At 67.9% G+C, this 23,936-nt stretch carries 21 protein-coding genes; 12 read left to right on the top strand and 9 right to left on the bottom strand.

The features are described 5' to 3' along the window. The first annotated feature begins 4 nt into the window (after positions 1 to 4). The 5 genes from gcvH to ACZ5Z0_RS03225 all read left to right on the top strand — a co-directional run bounded on the left by gcvH (position 5) and on the right by ACZ5Z0_RS03225 (position 3,048). Positions 5 to 391, top strand: coding sequence for a glycine cleavage system protein GcvH (gcvH, locus tag ACZ5Z0_RS03245; RefSeq protein ID WP_138769663.1), 387 nt, complete (start codon positions 5 to 7; stop codon positions 389 to 391). Between the two features lie 143 nt (positions 392 to 534). Then, positions 535 to 1,008 carry an FHA domain-containing protein gene (locus ACZ5Z0_RS03240; RefSeq protein WP_138769662.1) on the top strand — a complete coding sequence of 158 codons (474 nt, stop codon included), beginning with the start codon at positions 535 to 537 and terminating at the stop codon, positions 1,006 to 1,008. Positions 1,009 to 1,031: 23 nt separating this feature from the next. Then, positions 1,032 to 1,748, top strand: coding sequence for a transcriptional regulator FtsR (ftsR, locus tag ACZ5Z0_RS03235; RefSeq protein ID WP_464109866.1), 717 nt, complete (start codon positions 1,032 to 1,034; stop codon positions 1,746 to 1,748). Then, complete coding sequence (locus ACZ5Z0_RS03230; RefSeq protein ID WP_138769660.1) at positions 1,748 to 2,251, top strand: bifunctional nuclease family protein; 504 nt, start codon at positions 1,748 to 1,750, stop codon at positions 2,249 to 2,251. Before ftsR ends, ACZ5Z0_RS03230 begins: the two co-directional genes overlap by 1 nt. A 200-nt stretch (positions 2,252 to 2,451) precedes the next feature. Then, positions 2,452 to 3,048, top strand: coding sequence for a MerR family transcriptional regulator (locus tag ACZ5Z0_RS03225; RefSeq protein ID WP_028275903.1), 597 nt, complete (start codon positions 2,452 to 2,454; stop codon positions 3,046 to 3,048). Positions 3,049 to 3,179: 131 nt separating this feature from the next. Here ACZ5Z0_RS03225 and ACZ5Z0_RS03220 read toward each other — a convergent pair whose 3' ends face one another. Then, the gene (locus ACZ5Z0_RS03220; RefSeq protein WP_464109865.1) at positions 3,180 to 4,049 is read right to left on the bottom strand and encodes a ParA family protein; all 870 of its coding nucleotides are present in this window, start codon (positions 4,047 to 4,049) and stop codon (positions 3,180 to 3,182) included. Between the two features lie 316 nt (positions 4,050 to 4,365). Between ACZ5Z0_RS03220 and ACZ5Z0_RS03215 the strand changes: the two genes are divergently transcribed. Then, the gene (locus ACZ5Z0_RS03215) at positions 4,366 to 7,761 is read left to right on the top strand and encodes a pyruvate carboxylase (RefSeq protein ID WP_464109864.1); all 3,396 of its coding nucleotides are present in this window, start codon (positions 4,366 to 4,368) and stop codon (positions 7,759 to 7,761) included. Positions 7,762 to 7,857: 96 nt separating this feature from the next. Here ACZ5Z0_RS03215 and ACZ5Z0_RS03210 read toward each other — a convergent pair whose 3' ends face one another. Beyond that, complete coding sequence (locus ACZ5Z0_RS03210; RefSeq protein WP_464109863.1) at positions 7,858 to 9,675, bottom strand: AMP-dependent synthetase/ligase; 1,818 nt, start codon at positions 9,673 to 9,675, stop codon at positions 7,858 to 7,860. A gap of 187 nt (positions 9,676 to 9,862) precedes the next feature. Here ACZ5Z0_RS03210 and ACZ5Z0_RS03205 point away from each other — a divergent pair, with 187 nt between their 5' ends. Beyond that, positions 9,863 to 10,963 carry an ROK family glucokinase gene (locus ACZ5Z0_RS03205; protein ID WP_464109862.1) on the top strand — a complete coding sequence of 367 codons (1,101 nt, stop codon included), beginning with the start codon at positions 9,863 to 9,865 and terminating at the stop codon, positions 10,961 to 10,963. A gap of 45 nt (positions 10,964 to 11,008) precedes the next feature. Here the strand turns inward: ACZ5Z0_RS03205 and ACZ5Z0_RS03200 are convergent, their stop codons facing one another. The 3 genes from ACZ5Z0_RS03200 to ACZ5Z0_RS03190 are packed head-to-tail and all read right to left on the bottom strand — an operon-like array spanning position 11,009 to position 13,207. Then, a complete protein-coding gene (locus ACZ5Z0_RS03200; protein WP_464109861.1) occupies positions 11,009 to 11,551 on the bottom strand; it encodes a hypothetical protein in 543 nt (180 codons plus the stop codon). Then, a complete protein-coding gene (locus ACZ5Z0_RS03195; protein WP_464109860.1) occupies positions 11,544 to 12,347 on the bottom strand; it encodes an alpha/beta hydrolase in 804 nt (267 codons plus the stop codon). Before ACZ5Z0_RS03195 ends, ACZ5Z0_RS03200 begins: the two co-directional genes overlap by 8 nt. Next, positions 12,344 to 13,207, bottom strand: a complete 864-nt coding sequence (locus ACZ5Z0_RS03190) for an alpha/beta hydrolase (protein WP_464109859.1) — start codon at positions 13,205 to 13,207, stop codon at positions 12,344 to 12,346. Before ACZ5Z0_RS03190 ends, ACZ5Z0_RS03195 begins: the two co-directional genes overlap by 4 nt. A gap of 111 nt (positions 13,208 to 13,318) precedes the next feature. On the opposite strand from ACZ5Z0_RS03190, the gene ACZ5Z0_RS03185 reads away from it, so the two are divergent. Both ACZ5Z0_RS03185 and ACZ5Z0_RS03180 read left to right on the top strand, forming a co-directional pair. Further along, a complete protein-coding gene (locus ACZ5Z0_RS03185; protein WP_138769652.1) occupies positions 13,319 to 14,059 on the top strand; it encodes a lysophospholipid acyltransferase family protein in 741 nt (246 codons plus the stop codon). Positions 14,060 to 14,184: 125 nt separating this feature from the next. Beyond that, a complete protein-coding gene (locus tag ACZ5Z0_RS03180) occupies positions 14,185 to 15,573 on the top strand; it encodes a class II 3-deoxy-7-phosphoheptulonate synthase (protein ID WP_464110696.1) in 1,389 nt (462 codons plus the stop codon). 16 nt (positions 15,574 to 15,589) lie between these two features. Here the strand turns inward: ACZ5Z0_RS03180 and ACZ5Z0_RS03175 are convergent, their stop codons facing one another. Further along, complete coding sequence (locus tag ACZ5Z0_RS03175) at positions 15,590 to 17,725, bottom strand: protein kinase domain-containing protein (protein WP_464109858.1); 2,136 nt, start codon at positions 17,723 to 17,725, stop codon at positions 15,590 to 15,592. A 100-nt stretch (positions 17,726 to 17,825) separates the two neighbouring features. After that, on the bottom strand, positions 17,826 to 19,217 hold the full coding sequence (locus tag ACZ5Z0_RS03170; RefSeq protein ID WP_464109857.1) for a lytic transglycosylase: 1,392 nt from the start codon (positions 19,215 to 19,217) through the stop codon (positions 17,826 to 17,828). Positions 19,218 to 19,519: 302 nt separating this feature from the next. On the opposite strand from ACZ5Z0_RS03170, the gene ACZ5Z0_RS03165 reads away from it, so the two are divergent. Beyond that, complete coding sequence (locus tag ACZ5Z0_RS03165) at positions 19,520 to 19,873, top strand: Rv2175c family DNA-binding protein (RefSeq protein WP_138769649.1); 354 nt, start codon at positions 19,520 to 19,522, stop codon at positions 19,871 to 19,873. A 114-nt stretch (positions 19,874 to 19,987) separates the two neighbouring features. Here ACZ5Z0_RS03165 and ACZ5Z0_RS03160 read toward each other — a convergent pair whose 3' ends face one another. Both ACZ5Z0_RS03160 and ACZ5Z0_RS03155 read right to left on the bottom strand, forming a co-directional pair. Continuing rightward, positions 19,988 to 21,082, bottom strand: coding sequence for a polyprenyl synthetase family protein (locus ACZ5Z0_RS03160; protein WP_464109856.1), 1,095 nt, complete (start codon positions 21,080 to 21,082; stop codon positions 19,988 to 19,990). Further along, on the bottom strand, positions 21,079 to 21,606 hold the full coding sequence (locus ACZ5Z0_RS03155; protein WP_464109855.1) for a hypothetical protein: 528 nt from the start codon (positions 21,604 to 21,606) through the stop codon (positions 21,079 to 21,081). Before ACZ5Z0_RS03155 ends, ACZ5Z0_RS03160 begins: the two co-directional genes overlap by 4 nt. A gap of 73 nt (positions 21,607 to 21,679) precedes the next feature. On the opposite strand from ACZ5Z0_RS03155, the gene dinB reads away from it, so the two are divergent. Together dinB and ACZ5Z0_RS03145 are read left to right on the top strand one after the other, a co-directional pair. Further along, entirely contained in the window at positions 21,680 to 22,918 is a 1,239-nt protein-coding gene (gene dinB / locus ACZ5Z0_RS03150; RefSeq protein WP_464109854.1) for a DNA polymerase IV, read from the top strand. 250 nt (positions 22,919 to 23,168) lie between these two features. Continuing rightward, positions 23,169 to 23,534 (top strand): DUF3040 domain-containing protein, encoded by a 366-nt coding sequence (locus tag ACZ5Z0_RS03145; RefSeq protein ID WP_464109853.1) that lies wholly within the window; start codon positions 23,169 to 23,171, stop codon positions 23,532 to 23,534. Positions 23,535 to 23,936 lie beyond the last annotated feature (402 nt).

Raw genomic sequence — 23,936 nt, 5'->3', positions numbered from 1 at the left:
CGTCATGAGCATCATTCCCGAAGAACTGTCCTACACCGCCGAACACGAATGGGTTTCCGCACCGAATGCCGACGGCGTCGTGCGCGTGGGGATCACGGATTTTGCCCAGGACGCCCTCGGGGACGTCGTCTACGCGCAGATGCCGGAGGTCGGCACCGATATCAAGGCCAACGACGTCGTCGGGGAAGTGGAGTCCACCAAGAGCGTCAGCGACATTTACGCCCCCGTGAGTGGCGAAGTGGTGGCCCGCAACGAGGCGCTGGACACCGATTCGGCCCTGATCAATTCGGATCCGTACGGCGAGGGCTGGCTGATCGAAATCAAGCTTGCGGAGGCTGACGCCGTGGAGTCGTTGCTGAGTGCATCGGAGTACGAACAGCAGGTAGGCTAATGGGAAGATCTCCGGGCCGTGTTACTGGACACACTTAGTGGACACAGTGGCCGGCCAGGGGATTGACTACCGGATCTGCCAGGCTTTTCCGGACGCATCCGTTGTTTGCAGGGGGGACACCTGCAACGAATGAGGAGGACTCAATGGTTGGGCACGGACAGAACGACACCGGTGAATACGGCACGGGTGGAGTGAAAGCCTCGGAGACCACGTCGATCCATCTCACCCCCGTGCGCGATGAGCCCACCATTACCCCCAAGGTCTCGAACGAGGAACGTTCGGCGATCGAGTCGCTGCCCGCCGGGTCTGCCCTGCTAGTGGCCCACAGCGGCCCCAACTCCGGCGCCCGCTTCCTGCTCGACTCGGACGTCACGACGGCGGGCCGCCACCCTGACGCCGACATCTTCCTCGACGACGTGACGGTTTCGCGCCGCCACGTCGAATTCCGCCGCACGGCGCGCAGCTTCGAGGTGGTGGACACCGGGAGCCTCAACGGCACCTACGTCAACCACGACCGTGTCGACAGCGTGGAGCTGAAGTCAGGTAACGAGGTGCAGATCGGCAAGTTCCGGCTCACTTTTTACCTCAGCCCTGCCCGTACCGCAGGCAACGTCTGATATCGGGGTAATTGCCGGTGGCCATGGCACAAGCCGAACGGCGCGGACCCCAGGTCCTGAACATCGGGGAGGTCCTGGCTCAACTGAGCGACGACTTCCCCTCCATGACCGCGTCGAAAATCAGGTTCCTTGAAGAAAAGGGCCTCATCAATCCGCAGCGGACCCCCGCCGGCTACCGGCAGTATTCCGAAGGGGACGTCGAGCGGCTGCGCTTTGTGTTGTCGCTACAGCGGGACCAGTACCTGCCGCTGAAGGTGATCAAGGACTATCTCGACGCGATCGACCGCGGCGAACGGCCGGAGAGCCTGCCGCCGGGCGTGACGGTTTCGCCGCGAATCGTTTCCGACGAACTCGCCTCCGAGCTGAACAACCGGGTGCGACTGCTCAGCGAGGAACAGCTCCGCACCGAGTCCGGGGCCAGCGTCCCGCTGCTCGAGTCGCTGTTGAGCTTCGGCCTGATCGGGCACGTCAACGACAAGTTTGACGACCACGCCCTGCAGGTCGCCCGCGCCTGCGTTCAGCTGGAAAGCCACGGCCTCGAGCCCCGGCACCTGCGGCCGTTCCAAGCCGCAGCCGACCGTGAGTTCGGTCTAGTGGAACGCGCGGTAGCCACGCTGACATCCCGCAAGGACGCCGCCTCGCAGGCCCGCGCCGCCGAGGCCGCGCGGGAAATTAGCGAACTCTGCCTCTCGCTGCACCGCGCCCTGGTGCAGGACCGCATCTCGAGGATGGACAGCTGATGATTGAGGTGGAAATTGTAGGCGTGCGGATCGAACTGCCGTCCAACCAGCCGCTGGTCCTGCTCAAGGAGATTCACGGTGAGCGCCACGTTCCGATCTGGATCGGCACCCCGGAAGCCAGCGCGATTGCACTGGCGCAGCAGGGCGTGGTCCCGCCGCGGCCGATGACGCATGACCTGCTCGTGGACGTCGTCGAGGCGCTGGGCCACTCGATCGTCAGCGTGAACATTGTGGCCGTCGAGGACAACATCTTCTACGGCCAGCTGCAGTTCGAAGACGGCACCACGGTCAGCTCGCGGGCCTCGGACGCCCTCGCCCTAGGCCTGCGCGCGAAGTGCCGGATCTGGTGCGCGGACGCCGTGATGGAGGAAGCCGGTGTGCGGATCACCGAGCACGACGACGGCGAGGAAGCCCAGCCCGGTCCCGCCGTCGACGAGGAGGGGGAGCTGCGCCGCTTCCGGGAGTTCCTGGACGACGTCGAACCCGAGGACTTCGCCGGCTGAAACGGCTTAAAGCTTAAAGTCGAGGTCGAAAGTTTCGACACGCCCCGGCAATAGTCCCAGCGTCTTTGACCTTGGCCTCCGGCAGGCCTAACGTCAGAGGTACAAGTTCCCATTGCATACGACAGCCGCGCAAGTCACACTGGAAATCGGCGCGCTGTTGCTGCAAGTTCCCGCGGGAACTCATGACAAGGAGGATCCACGTGAGTCCGAAAGGCGAAGCAGGCGAGCTCAAGCAGGCCTCGACGGCAGGCGTTGCTGTGCCCGCGAGCGGTGCTCAGGGCCTGCTCTTCACCGAGGATCTTCCTGTGCTGGACGAGGACGCGGGGTACCGCGGACCGACGGCCTGCAAAGCGGCCGGCATCACCTACCGCCAGCTGGACTACTGGGCCCGCACCGGACTCGTCGAGCCCGCGGTGCGCGGCGCCGCAGGTTCCGGCTCACAGCGGCTCTATGGCTTCCGCGACATTCTGGTCCTCAAAGTCGTCAAACGGCTCCTCGACACCGGCGTTTCGCTGCAGCAGATCCGCACCGCCGTCGAACACCTCCGGGAGCGCGGGGTCGAGGACCTCGCCCAGATCACGCTCATGAGCGACGGCGCCAGCGTTTACGAATGCACCTCGGCGGATGAAGTCATCGACCTGGTCCAGGGCGGACAGGGTGTCTTCGGCATCGCCGTCGGCCGCGTCTGGCGTGAAGTGGAAGGCAGCCTCGCGGCCCTTCCGAGCGAACACGCCGCGGACCAGTCGTTCCCCGACGACGAACTCAGCAAGCGCCGCGCGGCCCGCAAGATCGGCTAGCGCAACCCTAGCTCCTCAGCAAAGTGCAACGCGGGGTTACTTCGCGCCTAACCTGAACCTCAGGATCGGCGGGAAGCGACCCCGCGTTGCTGTGTTTGGGAAGTTTCCCCCGGGGGGCCGGCCCAGTCACGCTAGCGCTGGCTGCGGCTCCGGACCCTGAGCGGGGACGCCGCGTCGCCGTTGGCGTCGCCCCTGTGCATCAGGTTGGCGAGCAGGGAGTCGAACAAGGCGGCGGCGGTCTTGGCGGATTCGCCGGGCCAGTGGTGGACAGGATGGGCCGCGCCCTGGATCTGCTGCCAGTTGGCCTGTTCCGGGATGTGCGGGCTCAGCAGCAGCTCGCCAAACATCGACTCCATCTCGGCCAGGCGGAAGCTGTGCTCCGAGGAACCGGTCCGCACCCGGTTGGCCACGATGCCGGCGGGGGAGAGCCCCGGGGCGAATTCCTGGCGGAACAGCTGGATGGCGCGCATGGTGCGCTCGGTGCCCGCCACGGAGAACAGTCCGGGCTCAGCGACCAGGGTGACCTTGTCGCTGGCCGTCCAGGCCATCCGGGTCAGCCCGTTGAGCGAGGGCGGGCAGTCGATCAGGACCAGCTCGTAGTCCCCGGAGCCCGCGAGCACGGCGGAGAGCCGGCGCAGGTCGCGGCGGCCAAGGTCCGGCCGGTCGTAGATCCCGGTGTAGGCGGAGCCGACGGCAACGTCCAGGACAGGCACGCTGCTGCTGCGGGAGGAACCGTTGCGGGAGGAACCGTTGACGTGCTCCATCCAGCCGCTGGGGACCACGTTGTCGGCCAGGCGTGCCCGGCGCGGGGCTTTGAGCATCCGGCCGATGTCCAGCTGTTCGTCGGGCCGGACGCCGAGGGCCGTACTGGCATCCGCGTGCGGGTCGAGATCGACGACGAGGGTGGGGATACCGGCGGCGAGTGCTGCCGACGCCAGTCCGGTTGTCACGGAGGTCTTGCCGACCCCGCCTTTGAGGCTGCTGATGCTGACTACTTGCACTTGAAAAACCAATACCTAACGCCGGTTGCCGAGACGGGGTCATGCCGGCCCGTGCGTTCCTTCGGACCGGGGCGAGCATGCGCCACCCACCACCTCATCATATGTTGACCGGCAGGCGAATCCCGTCTCATCCGGCCCGGCGGCCGCCCGGACGGCTGGGAACCGCGCGGGAACCCCCGGAACCACGGCGATCTGCCTTCTTCGGCCGAAATGACGCATAATCTTGTGATGGGGGACACAATGATTTGTGTTTGCGCACACCAGTCTTAGAAACTGTGACGACTTACCGAACCGCCCGCGATGATGCAGGAGAAGTATGTTTTCCAAGATTCTGGTGGCTAACCGCGGCGAAATTGCCATCCGCGCCTTCCGTGCCAGCTACGAGCTGGGTGCCAAGACCGTTGCGGTGTTTCCCACCGAGGACCGCAACTCGATCCACCGCCAGAAGGCGGATGAGGCGTACCTGATCGGCGAGGAGGGCCACCCGGTCCGGGCATACCTCGACGTCGACGAGGTGGTCCGTGTCGCGAAGGAGGCGGGCGCGGATGCGATCTACCCCGGCTACGGCTTCCTCTCGGAGAACCCCAACCTGGCCCGCGCCGCCGCGGCCGCCGGCATCACCTTCGTCGGGCCCCCGGCCGAGGTCCTCGAACTGGCCGGCAATAAGGTCGCCGCACTCGAGGCCGCGCGCAAGGCCGGCGTCCCGGTGCTCAAGTCCAGCGCCCCGTCGAAGGACGTGGACGAACTCATCGCCGCCGCGGACGAAATCGGGTTCCCGATCTTCGCCAAGGCCGTTGCCGGCGGCGGCGGACGCGGCATGCGCCGGGTCGACACGCGGGAGGCCCTGCCCGAGGCCCTGCAGGCCGCGATGCGCGAGGCTGACGCCGCCTTCGGTGACCCCACCATGTTCCTGGAACAGGCGGTGCTGCGGCCGCGGCACATCGAAGTGCAGATCCTCGCGGACGCCGAGGGCAACGTCATGCACCTCTTCGAGCGCGACTGCTCCATCCAGCGCCGCCACCAGAAGGTGATCGAGATTGCGCCCGCGCCCAACCTCGACGAAGGCATCCGGCAGGCCCTCTACCGGGACGCCGTGAAGTTCGCCAAGGCCCTGAACTATGTCAATGCCGGCACCGTGGAGTTCCTCGTCGACACCGTGGGCGAGCGGGCCGGCCAACACGTCTTCATCGAGATGAACCCCCGCATCCAGGTCGAACACACCGTCACCGAGGAAGTCACCGACGTCGACCTCGTCCAGGCCCAGCTGCGCATCGCCTCCGGGGAGACCCTTGCGGACCTGGGCCTCTCGCAGGAAACCGTCAAGCTCAACGGCGCCGCGCTGCAGTCCCGCATCACCACCGAGGACCCGGCCAACGGCTTCCGGCCCGACGTCGGAAAGATCACCGGCTACCGTTCGGCCGGCGGCGCGGGCGTCCGGCTCGACGGCGGCACCGTGTACTCCGGCGCCGAGATCAGCCCGCACTTCGACTCGATGCTGGTCAAGCTGACCTGCCGCGGCCGCGACTACCCGACCGCTGTCGCCCGGGCCCGGCGCGCCCTCGCCGAGTTCCGGATCCGCGGCGTCTCCACCAACATCTCCTTCCTGCAGGCCGTCCTGGACGATCCGGACTTCGTCGCCGGGGACGTGGCCACCTCGTTCATCGACGAGCGCCCCGAACTCCTCAAGGCCCGCGTCTCCGCGGACCGGGGTACCAAACTGCTGACCTGGCTCGCCGAGGTCACGGTCAACAAGCCCAACGGCGAGCTCACGGTCCACACCGACCCGGCGGACAAGCTGCCCGCCCTCGCGGACACCGAGGCCCCCGCAGGGTCACGCCAGCGGCTCCTCGAGCTCGGCCCGGAGGGCTTTGCCCGGGCACTGCGCGAGCAGAACGCCGTCGCCGTCACCGACACCACCTTCCGCGACGCGCACCAGTCGCTGCTCGCCACCCGGGTCCGCACCCGTGACCTGGTGGCGGCCGGACCGGCCGTATCCCGGATGCTTCCGGAACTGCTGTCCGTCGAGGCCTGGGGCGGCGCGACCTACGACGTCGCCTTGCGCTTCCTGGGGGAGGACCCCTGGGACCGCCTGGCAGCGCTGCGCAAGGTGCTGCCGAACATCTGCCTGCAGATGTTGCTCCGCGGCCGCAACACCGTCGGCTACACCCCGTACCCGGAAGAGGTGACGGTGGCGTTCGTCAACGAGGCCGCCGCTGCGGGCATCGACATCTTCCGCATCTTCGACGCCCTCAACGACGTCAACCAGATGGCCCCCGCGATCCGCGCCGTGCGCGAAACCGGGACCGCCGTCGCCGAGGTGGCGCTCTGCTACACGGCGGACATGCTCGACCCGGACGAGAAGCTGTACACGCTCGACTACTACCTGGAGCTCGCGCAGAAGATCGTCGACGCCGGCGCGCACATCCTCGCGATCAAGGACATGGCCGGGCTGCTGCGTCCGGCGGCCGCCGCTCGCCTCGTCACGGCCCTGCGGGAGAAGTTCGACCTCCCGGTCCACCTGCACACCCACGACACCGCGGGAGGCCAGCTGGCCACCCTGCTCGCGGCCGTGGACGCCGGGGTGGACGCCGTGGACGTCGCATCGGCGTCGCTGGCCGGCACCACGAGCCAGCCGTCCGCGTCCGCGCTGGTCGCGGCGCTGGCCCACACCCCGCGTGACACCGGCCTGAGCCTGGCCAATGTGTGCGCCCTGGAACCCTATTGGGAGGCCGTGCGCCGCGTCTACGCCCCCTTCGAATCGGGACTGCCGGGCCCCACCGGCCGGGTCTACCAGCACGAGATCCCCGGCGGCCAGCTGTCCAACCTGCGCCAGCAGGCCATCGCGCTGGGCCTTGGTGAGCGCTTCGAGGCGATCGAGGACATGTACACCGCGGCGGACCGCATCCTGGGCCGGCTCGTGAAGGTCACCCCGTCGTCCAAGGTGGTGGGCGACCTCGCCCTGCACCTGGTGGGCCTCAACGCCGACCCGGCGGACTTCAACGAGAACCCGCAAAAGTATGACGTCCCGGACTCCGTGATCGGCTTCCTCTCCGGGGAACTCGGCGACCCGCCCGGCGGCTGGCCCGAGCCGTTCCGGACCAAGGCCCTCCAGGGCCGCAGTGTCAAGGTCCGCGACGTCGAGCTGAGCGCCGAGGACAGCGCGGCGCTCAAGGGCGATTCCAAGACGGTGCAGCAGACCCTCAACCGGCTGCTCTTCGCCGGCCCCACCAAGGACTACCAGAAGAGCGTCGAGGCGTACGGCAACCTCTCGGTGTTGGATACCCGCGACTACCTCTTCGGGCTGCAGCGCGGGGCGGAACACGAGATTGAGCTCGAGAAAGGCGTGCGCCTGATCGCGTCGCTGGAAGCCGTCTCCGAGCCGGACGAGAAGGGTATGCGCACCGTGATGTGCACGCTGAACGGACAGTCCCGGCCCGTGGTGGTCCGCGACCGTTCCGTGGTCAGCAACGTCAAGGCGGCCGAACGCGCCGACGCCTCCCAGCCGGGCCAGGTTGCGGCGCCGTTCGCCGGTGCGGTCACCCTGACGGTCAAGGCCGGGGACGCGGTCAAGGCCGGGGACACCGTCGCGACCATCGAGGCCATGAAGATGGAAGCCTCCATCACGACGCCGGTGGCCGGCACCGTCGCACGCCTCGCCGTCGGCGCCGTCGAACAAGTCCAGGGCGGCGACCTGCTGCTGGTCGTGGAGTAGCGACAGCCGCCTCGACCCGGGCGCCACAGCAAGAAGGGCTCCCCCGGCCGTGAACCACGGCCGGGGGAGCCCTTTGGTGTTGCTGGCGGCGGGAGCCTAAACGTTGGCGCGCTTCGCGGAGTACATCTCTTCGATCACATTCTCGAAGTCCTTCATCACCTGGGCGCGCTTGACCTTCATGGACGGGGTGAGGTGCCCGGAGGCTTCGGTGAAATCGGACGGCACAATCCGGAAGGACTTGATCGCCTCCGCCTGCGACACGGACTGGTTGGCCCGGTTGATCAGTTCCTGGACCGCCGCCTTCACGGCCGGGCTCTCGGCGGCGTCGACCACGGACGTCGACGCCGGCAGGCCGTGGCGCTGCAGCCAGCCCGGGAGGGCCTCTTGATCGAGGGTCACCAGGGCGCCGATGAAGGGACGGTTGTCGCCGACCACGAGCACCTGCGAGACCAGCGCGTCGGCGCGGATCTGGTCCTCGAGCAACGCCGGCACCACGTTTTTGCCGCCGGCGGTGACGATGATCTCCTTCTTCCGGCCGGTGATGGTCAGGAAGCCCTCCTCATCGAGCTGGCCGATGTCGCCGGTGCGGAACCAGCCGTCCACAAAGGTCTCGGCCGTGAGGTCATCGCGGTTGAAGTAGCCGCGCATGACGCAGACGCCCTTGGCGAGGATTTCGCCGTCGTCGGCGATCTTGACGGCGTTGCCGGGAATCGGTGCGCCGACGGTGCCGATCTTGATCAGCGACGGGGTGTTAACGGTGATCGGGGCGGTCGTTTCGGTCAGGCCGTAGCCTTCGAGGATCTGCAGCCCGATGCCCTGGAAGAAGTGGCCGAGCCGTGCGCCGAGCGGACCGCCGCCGGAGACCGCGTGCGCCACCTGGCCGCCCATGGCGGCGCGGAGCTTTCCATAGACGAGCCTGTCGAACACCGCGTGCTTGAGTTTGAGGCCCAGGCCCACCTTGCCGGCCTGCCGGGCCCGCGAGTAGGCGATGGCGGTTTCCGCGGCGCGGTGGAAGATGGCGCCTTTGCCGCCGTCCTCGGCCTTGGTCAGGGCGGAGTTGTAGACCTTTTCGAAGACCCGCGGCACCGCGAGGATGAAGGTCGGCCGGTAGCTCTGCAGGTCCGGCAGCAGGTTCTTGATGTCGGGGGTGTGCGCGACGGTCACGCCGGCCGCCACCGCGAGCACCGAGATGAACCGGGCAAAGACGTGCGCCAGGGGCAGGAACATGATGGTCCGGGCGTGCTCGTGGACGGTCTGGCCCAGCGAGGTGGCGAGCACGTTGTCCGACAGTTCCACGAAGTTGCCGTGGGTCAGTTCGCAGCCCTTGGGACGCCCGGTGGTGCCGGAGGTGTAGATGATCGTGGCGAGATCAGAGAGCGAGGCCTGGCTGCGCCGGGCCTCAAGCTCCTCATCGCCGATCCCGGTGCCGGCGGCGCGGAGCTCGTCGAGCGCGTCGCCTTCGAGCTGCCACACGTGCCGCAGCGCGGTCAGCCCCTCCGACGTGGCAGCCTGCCGGATGATGTCTTCGTGGTGGGCCGACTCGCCGAAGGCGGCGACGGCGCCCGAGTCGCCGAGGTTCCAGGCCACCTGGGACGGGGAAGAGGTCTCATAGATCGGGACCGAGACGGCTCCGGCGAACCAGATCGCGAAGTCGATGAGGGCCCATTCGTAGCGGGTGCGGGACATGATGCCGACGCGGTCGCCGGCCGCCACGCCGCTGGCCATCAGGCCTTTGGCGAGCAGGGACACATCGGCCAGGAAATCGGTTGCCCGGATGTCCTGCCACTGCCCGGCGGCGTCGAGCCGGGAGAACAGGGCAGGGTTCGATGCCTTGGCGGCCTGGCGCAGCACCAGGTCTGTGATGTTCGTTTCCGGAGGGACGGTGACCAGGGGCGGGACACTGATTTCTCGCACGATAGCTCCTTTGATATCCATAGACCCGCTAGGGGGTACGACTAACAGTAGTATGTGGCCACCGCGGGGTGTGTTCCACTTCACCTACTGGCGAGTAACTTTACGGTGAAGCCGGTTGGCGGCGCCACTTTCGGGAGGGGCCGGATGCTCCGCCGCACCGGTTCGGGCGGGCCTAGAATGGGGAACGATGCATACTCCAACGCCCGGTCCGGAGCCCCGTTCGCAGCCCGGTCCGCAGCCCCGGAGGGCCGCCTGGCGCCGCGGCACTCCGGGCCGCCCCGGTTCCGCCCGGGCCGGCCGCCTGCGCGAACACCTGCGCCTTGGCCGCAAGGGGCTGGCGATTGGCGTGGACATCGGCGGCACCAAAGTAGCGGCCGGAGTGGTCGACGCCGAAGGACGCATCCTTCGCGAGGCCAGGCGGTCGACGCCGGGCAACGACCCGCGAGCTGTCGAACAGGTGATCGTCGAACTCGTCGAGGAGCTGGGCCGCGGGCACCGCATCTGGTCTGTCGGCATCGGGGCGGCCGGCTGGATGGACCTCGACGGCGCCACCGTGCTGTTCAGCCCCCATCTTGCCTGGCGCAACGAGCCGCTCCGGGAGAACCTGCAGCGGTTGCTGCGCCGGCCGGTGCTCCTGACGAACGACGCCGACGCCGCCGGCTGGGCGGAGTGGCGCTTCGGCGCGGGGCGCGGCGAGAGCCGGCTGGTCTGCATCACACTGGGCACCGGGATCGGCGGCGCCATGGTGATGGACGGACGGCTGGAACGGGGCCGCTTCGGCGTTGCCGGCGAATTCGGCCACCAGATCATCATGCCCGGGGGCCACCGCTGTGAGTGCGGCAACCGCGGCTGCTGGGAACAGTACGCCTCCGGCAATGCGCTCGGACGCGAGGCCAGGGAACTTGCCAGTGCCAACTCGCCGGTGGCCCAGGAACTTCTGAAGGCAGTCGACGGCCGTGCCGACCTGATCACCGGAGTGATCGTCACCGAACTCGCCAAGGCCGGCAACGCTACCGCCCGGGAACTCCTCGAGGACGTAGGGGAGTGGCTCGGCCTGGGGCTGGCGAACCTGGCCGCGGCCTTGGACCCGGGTACCTTCGTCATCGGCGGGGGCCTGTGCGATGCCGGTGAACTGCTCGTGGCCCCGGCGCGGAAGGCCTTCGCCCGCAACCTGACCGGCCGCGGCTTCCGTCCGGCGGCCGGGATCGAGCTGGCCGCTCTCGGCCCCAATGCCGGCCTAATCGGCGCCGCGGACCTCTCCCGGGTCAGCAGCCGCATGCACAGCTAGCCAAACCGCAGCCGGCTACGCCACAGCCATCCGGTCCACAACCGGCTAAACCCTGGCGCCGTCGTCGTGCTCGTCTTTTTCGTGCGGCAGTTTCATGATCAGGAACACCACCGACGCCGCGAACGCGACCACCATGCCGACCACGGCCAGCAGGGGTGCGGAGCGCCAGAAGATGGCGGACAGGAGCAGGGCGATCGGACCGCCGACAGCGCCCAGCCATGCCAGCACCGTCATCGGGTCCGCCGAAGCCAGGCTGGGCGGTTCTTCCGGGACGAACGCGCCTTCGTCGTCGTCCGCCTCGTAGTCGCGGGGGCCGGACACGGCGTGCCGGGCGCTGTCGTCGTCCACGCCGGTGTCCGGGGCCGGCCGCGTCCCGGCCGGGGGACCCAGCGGCGGCGGGGCCGACAGGCCCAACGGGTCGAAGTCGCGGAACGTTCGCGCGGCGGCGCTCCCGCCGCCGGGCCCGGCGGCGGGACCCGAATCGGTGCCCTCCAGCCTGGCCACCAGGTCACGCCAGACGGCGTCGTCCTGGTTGGCGCTGGAGTCCGGGGAATCCGGGTCGGGGGAGCCGGGGTCGGATTTAGTCATCTGCCGTTTCTTTCTGGCTGGCGCCGGCTGTGCCCGGGGTGTGGCCTTCCACAACCGACCGGATGAATTCGGCCGTGCCGCTGAAGATCTGGGGCGCGTCGTTGTCCATGGTAGCCACGTGGTAGCTGTTTTCCAGCCGGATGACCTCCAGCGGGGCGTTGGTCAGGCCGCGGCGCAGGGCCGCCAGACTGGTGTCGGAGACGACGTGGTCCACGGTGGAGCGGTAAACCCGGACCGGGGCGGTGATCCTCGGCAGCAGCCGCAGGGTGTCTTTGAACATCTTGTTCAGCTCATGGGCCGCCGCAACCGGGGTCCGCGGGTAGGCGCCTTCATCCACCCCCGCCTTGAGGATGTCGTTGGCGATCGCCGGGGTGCTCTTGAGCACGAACCTCAGGATGCCCGCCAGCGGGGCCCGCGGATCGTCGATGACCAGGCCCGGGTTCACCAGCACCGCCCCGGCCACCGGGCGGGTGGCCGCAAGCCGAAGGGCGAGTGCGCCGCCCATGGACAGGCCCGCCACCACGACGTGGTCGCATTCGGCTGCCAGCTCCAGGTAGGCGGCGTCGAGGCCCGCATGCCAGTCCTGCCAGCGTGTCCGGGCCAGTTCCTGCCAGCTGGTGCCGTGACCCGGCAGCAGCGGCATCCGCACGGCGTAGCCGGCCGCGGCCAGGGACTCGGCCCACGCCCGCACGCCGTGCGGACTGCCGGTGAAACCATGGGAGACAACAACGCCGGTCCGCGGACCCGATCCGGTGAACGGGATGCTGAACGGTGAGTGGTCGGGGGCTGTGCTCATGCGTGCTCCGTGTTTCTTGACTGCTCTGGGTTTCTTGACTGCTCTGGGTTTCTTGACTGCTCTGGGTTTGCGGGAACGGTGGACTGGACGGTGTGCGGCGCCGCGTGGCGGGCAAAGAAGCGGGCGGACTGGGCAAAGATGAGCGGCGCGTCGACGTCGAGCGTGGCAACGTGGCCGCTGTCTGGGAGCGGCACCACGGCCAGCTCGGGCGAGCCGAGCCTTTCGCGGAGCAGCGCCAGGGACGTCGGCGGGACCACCGCGTCGGTGTCTGATTTGAAGACCAGGACGGGAGCGTCGACGGCGGGCAGCTCCCGCAGGGTGGCGTTAAACAGCTTGCGCAGCTGATGGACGGCCTTCAGCGGGGTCAGCGCGTAATCCCCGTCCTGGGTGGGCGCCGCCGTGGACTCCGTCTCCTGAACGGGGACGGTGGTGCGCTGCAGGTGCTTGAGGACCCCGATGTAGCGCACCCGGCGGTCGTAGAAGCTGAATCCGGGGTTGACGACCGCGGCGCCGGCCACGGGGTGGCGCGCCGCGGTCCGCAGCGCGATGGTCCCGCCCATGGACAGGCCGGCGACGAAGCAGGCGTCGGTTCGGGCCGCGAGGTCGAGGTACGCGGCCTCGAAGGCGCCGTACCAGTCCTGCCAGCGGTGCCGGGCAAGGTCCCGCCAGTCGGTGCCGTGTCCGGGGAGCAGCGGGACGGTTACGGCGTGGCCCAGGGCCGCCAAATGTTCGGCCCAGGGCAGGACGCTCAGGGGGCTTCCCGTGAAGCCGTGGCAGATGGCCACGCCGGTGCCCGCGTTGGCGCCGTGGCCGGGGTAGCTGAAAGCGGCAGGCGCCATCGGAGTGCTGCTTTCGCTCATGTGCCCATCGTGTCACTGTTCGCGACAAAACTCACTAGAGTAGGGTGTCATTGAAGTCCTGGCCGGGCCCGAAGGAGGGCCGGCCAGACGCCTGCCGGAGAGGTTCACCACGTGTTTTATTGGTTCATGAAGACCTTCGTCCTTGGGCCGGTCCTGAAAACACTGTTCCGGCCGTGGGTCAAGGGCATGGACAACGTTCCGGCCGAGGGCGCGGCGATCCTGGCTTCCAACCATCTCTCCTTCTCCGACTCGATTTTTATGCCGCTCATGGTGCCCCGCCCGGTGGTGTTCCTGGCCAAATCGGAGTACTTCACGGGCAAGGGAATCAAAGGCAAACTCACCGCGGCCTTCTTCCGCCTGACCAACCAGCTGCCAATGGACCGGTCCGGCGGGGCCGCGTCCGCCCGCTCGCTTGACGCCGGCATGGACGTGCTGAAGAACGGCTCGCTCCTGGGCATTTACCCCGAGGGCACCCGCAGCCCTGACGCCCGCCTGTACCGCGGCAAGGTCGGCGTGGCGCGGCTCGCCCTGCAGGCCAGGGTCCCGGTGATCCCGGTCGCGATGATCGGCACGGACAAGGTCCAGCCGATCGGCAAGCGGATGCCCAACATCCGGCGCATCGGGATGATCTTCGGCGAACCGCTGGACTTCAGCCGCTACTACGGCATGGAGGATGACCGGCTGATCCAGCGCTCCGTGACCGACGAGATCATGTACGAGCTGATGAGGCTCTCCGGCCAGGAGTACGTCGACGAGTACGCCGCCGTGGTCAAGCTGCGGCTCGCCGGAAAGGCCACCGAGGTGCCGGAGGCGGGTGCCGGCCAGGGTCCGGAGACTCCCGGAACTGTGTGACGGAACGCCGGCAGTCAATGACGCCGGGCGCCCCTGTTCAGCGCGGGGGCAACTATCCTTAGAGGGTGACTGAGCTATCTGCGCCTTCGACGTCCCCGAAAAATTCCTCGCTGAACGATTCCTCGCTGAACAATTCCGTGCTGGCGGGCACCCCCTTCGCCAGCACGGCCCAGAGCGGTGCCGCGAACTATCCCGGTCTCGACCACTGGCGGGAACTCCCCGCTTCGCAGCAGCCCCGCTGGTCCGATCCGGCGGTCTTTGAGGCCTCCGTGAAGGAACTCTCTGTGCTGCCGCCTCTGGTCTTCGCCGGCGAAGTGGACATCCTGCGCGAGCGGCTCGCCGCTGCGGCGCAGGGCAAGGCGTTCCTGCTCCAGGGCGGGGACTGCGCGGAGACCTTCGAAGCCGCCACGGCGGACAAGATCAGCGCCCGGGTCAAGACCATCCTGCAGATGGCCGTTGTGCTCACCTACGGCGCGGCCATGCCCGTGATCAAGATGGGACGCATGGCGGGCCAGTTCGCCAAGCCGCGCTCCTCCAACGATGAAACACGCGACGGCGTCACGCTGCCGGCCTACCGCGGCGACATCGTCAACGGCTACGACTTCACCCCGGAGTCCCGCGCCCACGACGCCAGCCGGATGCTCAAGGCCTACCACACCTCGGCGTCGACCCTGAACCTGATCCGCGCGTTCACGCAGGGCGGCTTCGCGGACCTGCGGCTGGTGCACCAGTGGAACAAGGGCTTCACGGAGAACCCGGCGCACGCGCGCTACGAGTCGCTGGCACGGGACATCGACCGGGCCATCAAGTTCATGGCCTCCTGCGGAGCGGACTTCGAGGCCCTCAAGCGGGTGGAGTTTTATGCCAGCCACGAGGCCCTGCTGCTGGACTACGAGCGCGCCCTGACCCGCATCGACTCGCGCACCGGCCTGCCCTACGACACCTCCGCGCACTTCCTGTGGATCGGGGAGCGCACGCGCGAGCTGGACCACGCGCACGTCGACTTCCTCTCCCGTGTCCGGAACCCGATCGGCGTGAAGCTTGGCCCGTCCACCAGCGGCGACGACGCGCTCCGGCTGATCGACAAGCTGGACCCAAACCGCGAGCCGGGCCGCCTGACCTTCATCACCCGGATGGGTGCCGGCAACATCCGGGAGAAGCTGCCCTCCATTGTTGAACGGGTCACCGGCTCCGGCGCCCAGGTCCTCTGGGTCACCGACCCGATGCACGGCAACACGGTGACCTCACCCAACGGCTACAAGACCCGCAACTTCGACGACGTCATCGACGAAGTGCGCGGCTTCTTCGAAGTGCACCACGGCCTGGGCACCGTCCCGGGCGGCCTGCACGTGGAAATGACCGGCGACGACGTTGCCGAATGCCTCGGCGGCGCCGACCCGATCGACCAGGACGCCTTCCTGGACCGTTACGAGTCCGTCTGCGATCCGCGCCTGAACCACATGCAGTCCCTCGAGATGGCGTTCCTGGTGGCGGGGGCCCTCTCCAAGCGCTAGGCGGCGCCGCGGGGGGTCAGGTCACGGTGATGGTGATGAGCGACCCTTCCGGCTGCCGCCCGGTCTTGTCCTGGCCTGCCACGAGGCCCAGCACGGAGGAGCCAAAGGCGTAGCTGACCTTCACCTCGAAGCCGGCGTCCTTGAGGGCCTTGACCGCCTCCGCCTCGGGCTTGCGGAACACGTCCGGGACCTGGACGAACTTCGGCCCCTTGGAGATGGTCAAGGTCACTGTTCCGCCCTTGGTGAGGTTGCCCGTGGCGGGGTCCTGGGCGGCGACTTTCCCCTTGGCCACTGCGCGGTCGAACACCGGTTCCGGGGCGACGACGGCCTTGAGGCCTGCCGCTTCGAGGGCTTTGACCGCGGCGTCCTGGTCTTTGCCGCGCATATCCGGCACCGGTATCGGCTGCGGGCCCTTGGAGACCGTCAGCGCCACCGGCGTCCCGTGCTTGGCGGCAGTGCCCTTCGCCGGGGTCTGGGACAGTACGGTACCGGCGGCCGCCGCGTCGTCATAGCTCTCCGTGACGGGCCCCAGGGCCATTCCGGCGCCGTTGAGGGCCGCCTTCGCGTCGTCGAGCGACTTGCCCGCCAGTTCCGGCAGGGGGAACAGCTCCGGGCCCTTGGACACGGCGAGCGAGACGGACTCAAACTTGCGGACCACCTGCCCGGCGCTCGGCTCCGAACCCACCACCAGCCCCGGCGAGACGTCGTCGTCGAAGACATCGCGGGTGGTGGACTGGAATCCGGCAGTGCGGAGCAACTGCTGCGCCTCGGCCACGGTTTTGTTGGCCAGCTGCGGGATGGTGCCGGGGGACCCCGGGCCCATGCCGAAGAACCAGCCGGCCCCGGCCGCGAGCAACGCCAGCACAACCAGAACCAGGATCCAGACCAGGCCGCGGCGTCGCGGGTTGCCCGGACGCAGGCTGCGGCTGGGCGTTGCCGCCGCTCGCTGCCGGGCTTTCTCCTCATCCCGGTCCTGTTTCCGCAGGGCGCGTTTGCTGGCCGGGGCCGGCGTGCCAACCGGTTCCTCCGCCGTGGCGCCGAACCCGGGCTCGTCCGGGGCGGAGAGCGGGCCGTACGCGCCGGGCCGCGGCGTGCCGGAGAGGACCGTCGTCGGGTGGTGGCTGTCCCGGCTGATGACTTCGGTGGGCCGCTGGATACCGCCGAGCAGTTCGGTGTGGGCCTCCCCGGACGCGTCGGGCTGTGCTCCGGGCCGTGCGCCGGCCACGCCTGCAATGGAGCCCGCAGCCGCTCCCGCCGGAGTGCTGGCGTTGGGCAGCGCCGCGGGAGGCCGCAAGTCAAGCTCGGCGTCGCTGAGGTTGGTCCGGATGTGGCGCAGTTCGGATAGCAGGGCGTTGCCATCCACCGGGCGCTGCTCGGGGTCGTTGGCGGTGCACCACTGCACCAACTCGTCGAGTTCGTCGGCCAGGCCAGGAACCAGCTCCGAGGGTGCGCCCACGGTGGAGTTCACGTGCTGGTAGGCGACCTGGATGGGGACTTCACCGTCGAACGGCTGCCGTCCGGTGATCATCTCGTACAGCATGATCCCCAAAGAGTAGATGTCGCTTCGGGCGTCGGCCTGCCGGCCCATCACGAGCTCGGGGGAGAGGTAGGCCACGGTCCCGATCAGTGCCCCGGTGCTGGTGGTCGTGGAGATGGCACGGGCCAGCCCGAAGTCACCGATCTTGATCCGGCCGTCGTCGGCGATGAGAACGTTCTCCGGCTTGACGTCCCGGTGGATGAGGCCGGCGGCGTGGGCCGCTCCGAGGCCTTCGACGACCGGGTCGATCAGGGCCAAAGCCAGCCGCGGGGTGAGCGCGCCCTTGTCCTTGATCACGTCGCGCAGGGTGTGGCCCTTGATGTACTCCATCACCAGGTAGGCGAGCGGGCCGTCCTCGCCCTGGTCCAACACGCCCACCACGTGCGGGTGAGAGAGCCGGGCGGCGGCCTTGGCTTCGCGGCCCAGCCGGTCCAGGAACTGCGGGTCCCCGGCCATGTGCGGATGCAGGACCTTAAGCGCCACATCCCGCTCCAGCCGGCGGTCCGTGGCGAGGTAAACCGTGGACATCCCGCCGCGGGCCAGCTTGGAACGGATCAGGTACCGGTTGTCCACCAGGGTCCCGACAAGAGCGTCCGATGTGTATTCCTGCACCATTTGATCCTAAGCTCTGCACGGAAACGGGTCCGGATTGACATGCAATCCGGACCCGTATCGTTACGCGACGGAGGGCTCAGCCCCGCGCGATGCTGTCGGTTTAGCTGAACTGCTTCTGCAGCTTCTTGATCGATGCCACGTAGGCCTTCGTGTCGTCGTACATACCGTTCTTGCTCACCGAATACTGTCCCTGGTAGTAGCCCGCGATCGCGTTGTCCAGGTCCTTGCTGGTGCGGACCAGCTGGCGGATGATCGCGACGCCGGCCGTGGCGTTGTCGTACGGGTCCAGCAGGTTCAGCTTCCGACCTACCAGGTCCGAGGCCCACTGGCCCGAGGAGGGAATCACCTGCATGGTGCCGATGGCGTTGGCGGGGGAGACCGAGCGGTGGTCGAAGCTGGACTCCTGGAAGGCGAAGGCAAGTGCCAGGGAGGGATCCACGCCCATTCGGCGCGCGGTGTCGGCCACGATTTGCTTCATCTGTTCGCGGCTGGGAACCGGCGAAGCGTTGAGCAGCGCCTTGTTCTGGTTGGCCGAGTCGACGACGGCCGCCGGGTAGCTGAAACCCAGGAACGTGCTGGGCACGAGCGGGGTCACGGTGGCGGGCGGCTGGCTCGAGGACGGGTTGATTGCGCCGGGGGTTGAGCCGGGAATCACCAGCTTGTTGCCCGGGTAGATGATGCTGCTCATGGTCAGCTGGTTCGCCGACAGGATGTCGGAGAGCTTGACCCCGTTCTTGGCGGCGATGCCGGAGAGGGTGTCGCCTGACTTGACGGTGTAGGACCCGGAACTGACCGGGGCGGGAGACGGGGCGGCCGGAGCCGTGGGGGCAGGAGCGGCGGGCGCTGCCGCGCCGGCGCCGACCTTGATCTGCTGGCCCGGGTAGATCACCGAGCGCATGTTCAGTCCATTCCAGGTGAGCACCTCGGAGAGCCCGATACCGTGGCGGGCGGCGATGGCGCTCAGGGTATCGCCGGACTTGACGGTGTAGGCCGCCCCGCCGGCCGTTGCCGGGACGGCAGCCGGAGCCGCGGGTGCCGGCGTCGCAGGTGCGGCCTGGGCGGGAGAGGAGCCGGTGAGACTAATCTTCTGGCCGGGGTAGATCACGGTGTTGGCCTGAAGGTTGTTCAGCTTGAGGATCGCATAGGTGTCCAGGCCGAACTTGCCGGCGATCGCGCTGATCGTGTCGCCGCGCGCGATGGTGTATTCGGCCGGCGCGGAGACCTGTGCGGGGCGGAATGCGGTGGGAATCGTTGCCGGGACGGAAGCCGCAGGAATCAGCAGCGAGGGCAGCGAAGTGGCGGCCAGCCCCTGGGCCTGGGCCTTCATGGCCGCCGCGAGCGTCGCCGGAATCGCGCGGGGGCGCGGTTCGGCCGCTGCGGGCTGGGCGATCGCCAACGACGACAGCACGACGGCAGGCAGGGCCGCCGTCGTCGCCGCGATCAGCGGGAGGCCTGGCCTCGTGTTGGGCTTCGGCGAACGTGACGTCGTCATGGGAAAAATCCTCTTCTCAGCGGCGAACGCTGCAAGTCAGGCCGGTGTTACTGGTGTTACCAGTGTGACTAAAGATACTGCAGTTACAAATGTGATCTATGCGAATCTCTCATGAATTGTGAAATAGCACAAGAACTGTTTGATATTCCGCAAACCCGGCATGCTGGAGTGTCGCCAACGGTGGCATGAAGGCGGCCGGTTGGGCGCCCGCGCGGCGGCCCGTGGGCGGTTGTACTAAGGGGTCGCACTATTCGATCGTGGCTGACTAGGCGCAATCCGGTCCGGCGTGGCAATCTTGATCCGTGAGTACTGTAGAAAGCCTTGTAGGCGAATGGCTGCCCCTGCCCGACGTAGCAAAGCTGCTGGACGTGTCCATCACCAAGGTTCATGCCTTGCTGGACGAGCGTGCTCTCGCAGCTGTGCGGATCGGCGACCGGCGTATCCGCTCCGTGCCGGCCGCGTTCATCCAGGACGGTCACGCCGTGGAGAGCCTGAAGGGCACGATCGTTGTGCTTTCGGACGCCGGCTATTCGGACGAGGAACTCATCACCTGGCTCTTTACCCCGGACGACTCCCTGCGCGGCCGGCCGATCGACGCCCTCCGCGAGGGGCGCAAGACCGAGATCCGGCGCCGGGCCCAGACCATGGCCTGGTAACAGCACTGCGGCCCAGGCCGTGCATGGCGCGTAAGCGTTGTGCACGGCCTTTTGTGTGCGCGGCCTTTTGTGTGCGCGCGCTCTTGTGGAGTGGGCGGCGGTGGGGCCGCGGAGCTAGGCGGTGCGGCTGACCGCGGCCTCGGCCAGCTTGCGGAGCGCAGTCTTGGGCAGTTCCTCCAGGGGCAGCAGCTCCAGGGCCTCGAAAGCTGCCCGGCCGAAGTCCTCGATCAAGACCTCGGTGGCCTGAAGCGCACCGCAGTCGACGATGATGCGGCGGATTTCCTCGACGTCGCCGGTGGTCAGGTCCGGGCTGCCAAGCTTGGCGTCGATGAAAGCCGATTCGGCCGGAGCGGCCTGGTCGAGGGCGAAGGCCACGAGCACCGTACGCTTGCCCTCACGGAGGTCATCGCCTGCCGGCTTCCCGGTGGTGACGGGATCGCCGAAGACGCCCAGCACGTCGTCCCGGAGCTGGAAGGCCTCACCCAGGGGGAGGGCAAAGGCCGAGTAGCCGCGGAGCAGCTCGTCCGGCGCCCCGGCCAGGGCGCCACCGAGGGCCAGCGGGTGCTCAGTGGAGTATTTGGCGGATTTGAAGCGGATGATGGACTGGGCGCGGCTGACGGCGCCGGCGCGGTCCCGGTGCGGCCCCGCCACCTCTTCCAGGATGTCGAGGTACTGCCCGGCCATAACCTCGGCCCGCATCAGGTTGAAGATGAGACGCGCGCGGCTTCCGGAAGCCGCACGGTCGCCGATCTCCGTGAACGATTCCTCACTGAAGGACAGGCACAGATCGCCGGTCAGGATCGCGGCGGCGTGGCCGAAGCGCTCCGGATCCAGGGCCCAGCCCTGGCTCGCGTGGAGTTCACTGAAGCGGCGGTGCACGCTCGGGCCGCCGCGGCGGGTGTCGGACCGGTCAATGATGTCGTCGTGGATCAGCGCCGCGGCCTGGAACAGCTCGAGCGCCGAGCCTGCTGTGACCACCTCGACGGCGCCGGCGGCGCCGCCGGCACCGCGCCAGCCCCAGTAGCACATCAGGGCTCGGAGGCGCTTGCCGCCCGTGACGAGGTTGGAGATCGATCCCATCAGCGGGTCGATGTCCGGGGAGATGGTGGACATCACCGTGGTGCGGTCGACCAGGAAGTCTGTCAGCTTGCCGGCCACGGCTGCCACGAACTCCGTCTGCTCAACCCGGAGTTGTTCGGCCAGGCTCACTTGACGGACTCAGCGGCGACGTTGGCACCGATCGTGAAGGTGGAGACACCGGCGGCCTCCACGACGGCGAGGTTCACGGTTTCATTGTCGCCGCGAAGGAAGTCCTTGGAAGCCACCGCCCCGACGGTCTCGCCGGGCACTGCCTTGAAGCCCTGGTTCTCCAGTTCCTTGGTATAGAACGCCACAACTCCGGCCGACGGTAAGGTGATCTTCCCCACAAGGGCCACGGTTGCCGGGGCCCCGGACTTGTCGAAACTGCTTGACTCCACCTTGGCGCCGGGCATTACCGGCAGCAGCTTCTGCGGGAAGCCCGCCACGAGGGCGCCCACGGTCGCGGAGGTGCCGGGTTCGGCCGACGGGCTCGGAGGGGCCGTCGTGGAGGCTTGTGTGGTGGCTACTGCCGACGCCGCGGGAGACGATGCTGCCGGCGCCCCCTGTCCGGGGCTGCAAGCGGCCAGGGCCAGCAAGGCGCCTGCGGCGGCCACAGCCGCGACGGCACGATTGTGCGCTCCAAAAACCTTCACGCGGACATTCCTCCTGGTGTTGATGCCGGATTCAGCCTCCAGTTTAGTCAGTCCCTGCGCATAGGATTGATGTGTGGGGCCGGAGAGCGAGAACCAGCGCGGAAAACAGTACGGCGAAGCGGGCCTTCGCGAGCTCCGGCGCAGCAGCATCCTGCACGTGGACATGGATGCCTTCTTTGTCTCCGTGGAACTGCGCAGCCGGCCAGAACTCAAAGGCCGGCCGGTTATCGTGGGCTATCCCGCGGACCGCTCGGTGGTGCTGTCGGCCTCCTACGAGGCCCGCAAGTTTGGCGTCAAGTCGGCGATGCCGATGGCTGTCGCGGCCCGGATGTGCCCTTCCGCCGTCATCATTGAACCGCGCCACAAGCTTTACTACGAGGTGTCCGGCCAGATCATGGCCATCTTCGGCTCGGTCACGGACCTGGTGGAGCCGCTGAGCGTTGATGAGGCCTTCCTCGACGTAGGTGGCGCCATCCGGCGGCTCGGGCCACCCCGGGACATCGGCGAACTGATCCGCCGCCGGGTGGCCGGCGAGCTCGGCATCACGGCGTCAGTGGGCATTGCCGCCAGCAAGTTTGTCGCCAAGATCGCCTCCACGCGGTGCAAGCCGGACGGCCTGTTGCTGATCGGCCCCGAGGAGACCGTGCCCTACCTTCATACCCTGCCGGTCGGGGCGCTGTGGGGGGTCGGCGCGAAGACGGTCGAGGTACTCGCCCGGATGGGGATCCGGACCGTCGCGGATGTCGCGGCGACGCCGCTGCCGTCGCTGCGGAAGATCCTCGGCGCCACGGGGGAGCATGTCTACCGGCTGTCGTGGGGGATCGACCCGCGGCCGGTGACGCCGGTCCGGCTGGAAAAGAGCATCGGCGCGGAAGAGACCTTTGCGGTGGACACGGCCGACGACGCGCTGCTGCACCGGGAGCTGTTGCGGCTCTCGCACCGGACGGCGGAACGGCTTCGGAGCGCCGGCATGCATGCCCGGACCGTTGCACTGAAGCTGCGCTACGCGGACTTCTCCACGATTACCCGCAGCCGGACGGTCAGCACCCCGATTGACAGCGCGCAGTTGCTCTACGGCGTCGCCCTGCAATTGCTGGAGTCGGTTGGCGACCGGCCGATGACGGTCAGGCTCGTCGGGATCCGGGCTGAGCAGCTCGAGGAGGCCGCCCAGGCGCCGCTGCAGCTCAGTCTGGACCGCAGGGATGACAACTGGCGTGCCGCCGAGCAGGCCCTGGACCGGGTCACCCGCAAGTTCGGCAACAAATCCGTGCTCCCGGCCCGCTTGCTGGACCCCGGGCGCGGCTCCGGCTGAGCCGCGAAGCCGGTGGGAGCGTCTTTCAGAACAGGGCGCAACAAACTATCCTAGATATACGTAGATTTCGAACGACCGGATCAAACGTTCGGGCTGCCGGCCATGCCAACTAAACACCTTTCGGGGAACCCGGAATCCACATTTCGTCCAATGGCGGGGGAATGGGAACCAGGCGGGAATCCCGGACGTTAGGGATTTAGGGACAAGGGCCGCGTCAAGTCTGGACGTTGGCCGACTTAAGGAGGTCGTGATGCCGCTCTCGGAGCACGAACAGAAGTTGCTGGAGCAACTTGAGAAGCAGCTGCACGAGGACGATCCCAAGTTTGCCAGTTCCATGGGCTCGGATCCGGGTCGCTCCTGGTCTACCCGGCATCTGGTCATTGGGGTCCTTGGCGCCCTGGCAGGGATCCTGTTGCTGTTGCTGGGCGTTTCGTTGCAAAGCATCATCGTCGGGGTGCTGGGCTTCATTGTGATGGGTGCCGGCGTCTATTTCGCGACAATGCGCAACTCGGGAGGCAGGGCTGCCGGCGCCGGCCGAAAGCCCGGCAAGCCGCGCAGTTCCTTTATGAGCAACCTTGAAGAGCGCTGGGAGGAACGGCACCGCGGGGACTCCTGACCGGGCGTTTCCGTTCGGCCGCCAGGGCCGCCGCTCCATTCCGCACCACCCAGGCCTCCGGTAGGCAACTCAAGACCCGCTTCGGCGGGTCTTTTGCCGTTTAACCCGCATCTAACCCGCATCCGCTGCTCCGTTGTTGCCGTTGTGGGGCGCCAAAAGGGCACGTATGGAGCAACCGCTGCCGAGCCGGGCCCACGTCAGCGGTGGGGGGCAGCTTGGGGGCTGCCAGGCGCCGGGGAGCCGAAATTCCCTCCACTGCGCACCACTTTTCTCGCTTTCCTTTATTCACAAGGAACTTTTGAGTCAAAGATGCACCAAATTTGCCCAAAAACACGCCGAATGTCGTTGACGGGGGAGTGAAGTGGAGTAATGTGGAGGACGTAAGAGGGTAGTGGCAGCACA

This window comes from Arthrobacter sp. T2-23 (genome assembly GCF_055398325.1).
This window is presented reverse-complemented; position numbering and strand designations above follow the sequence as displayed.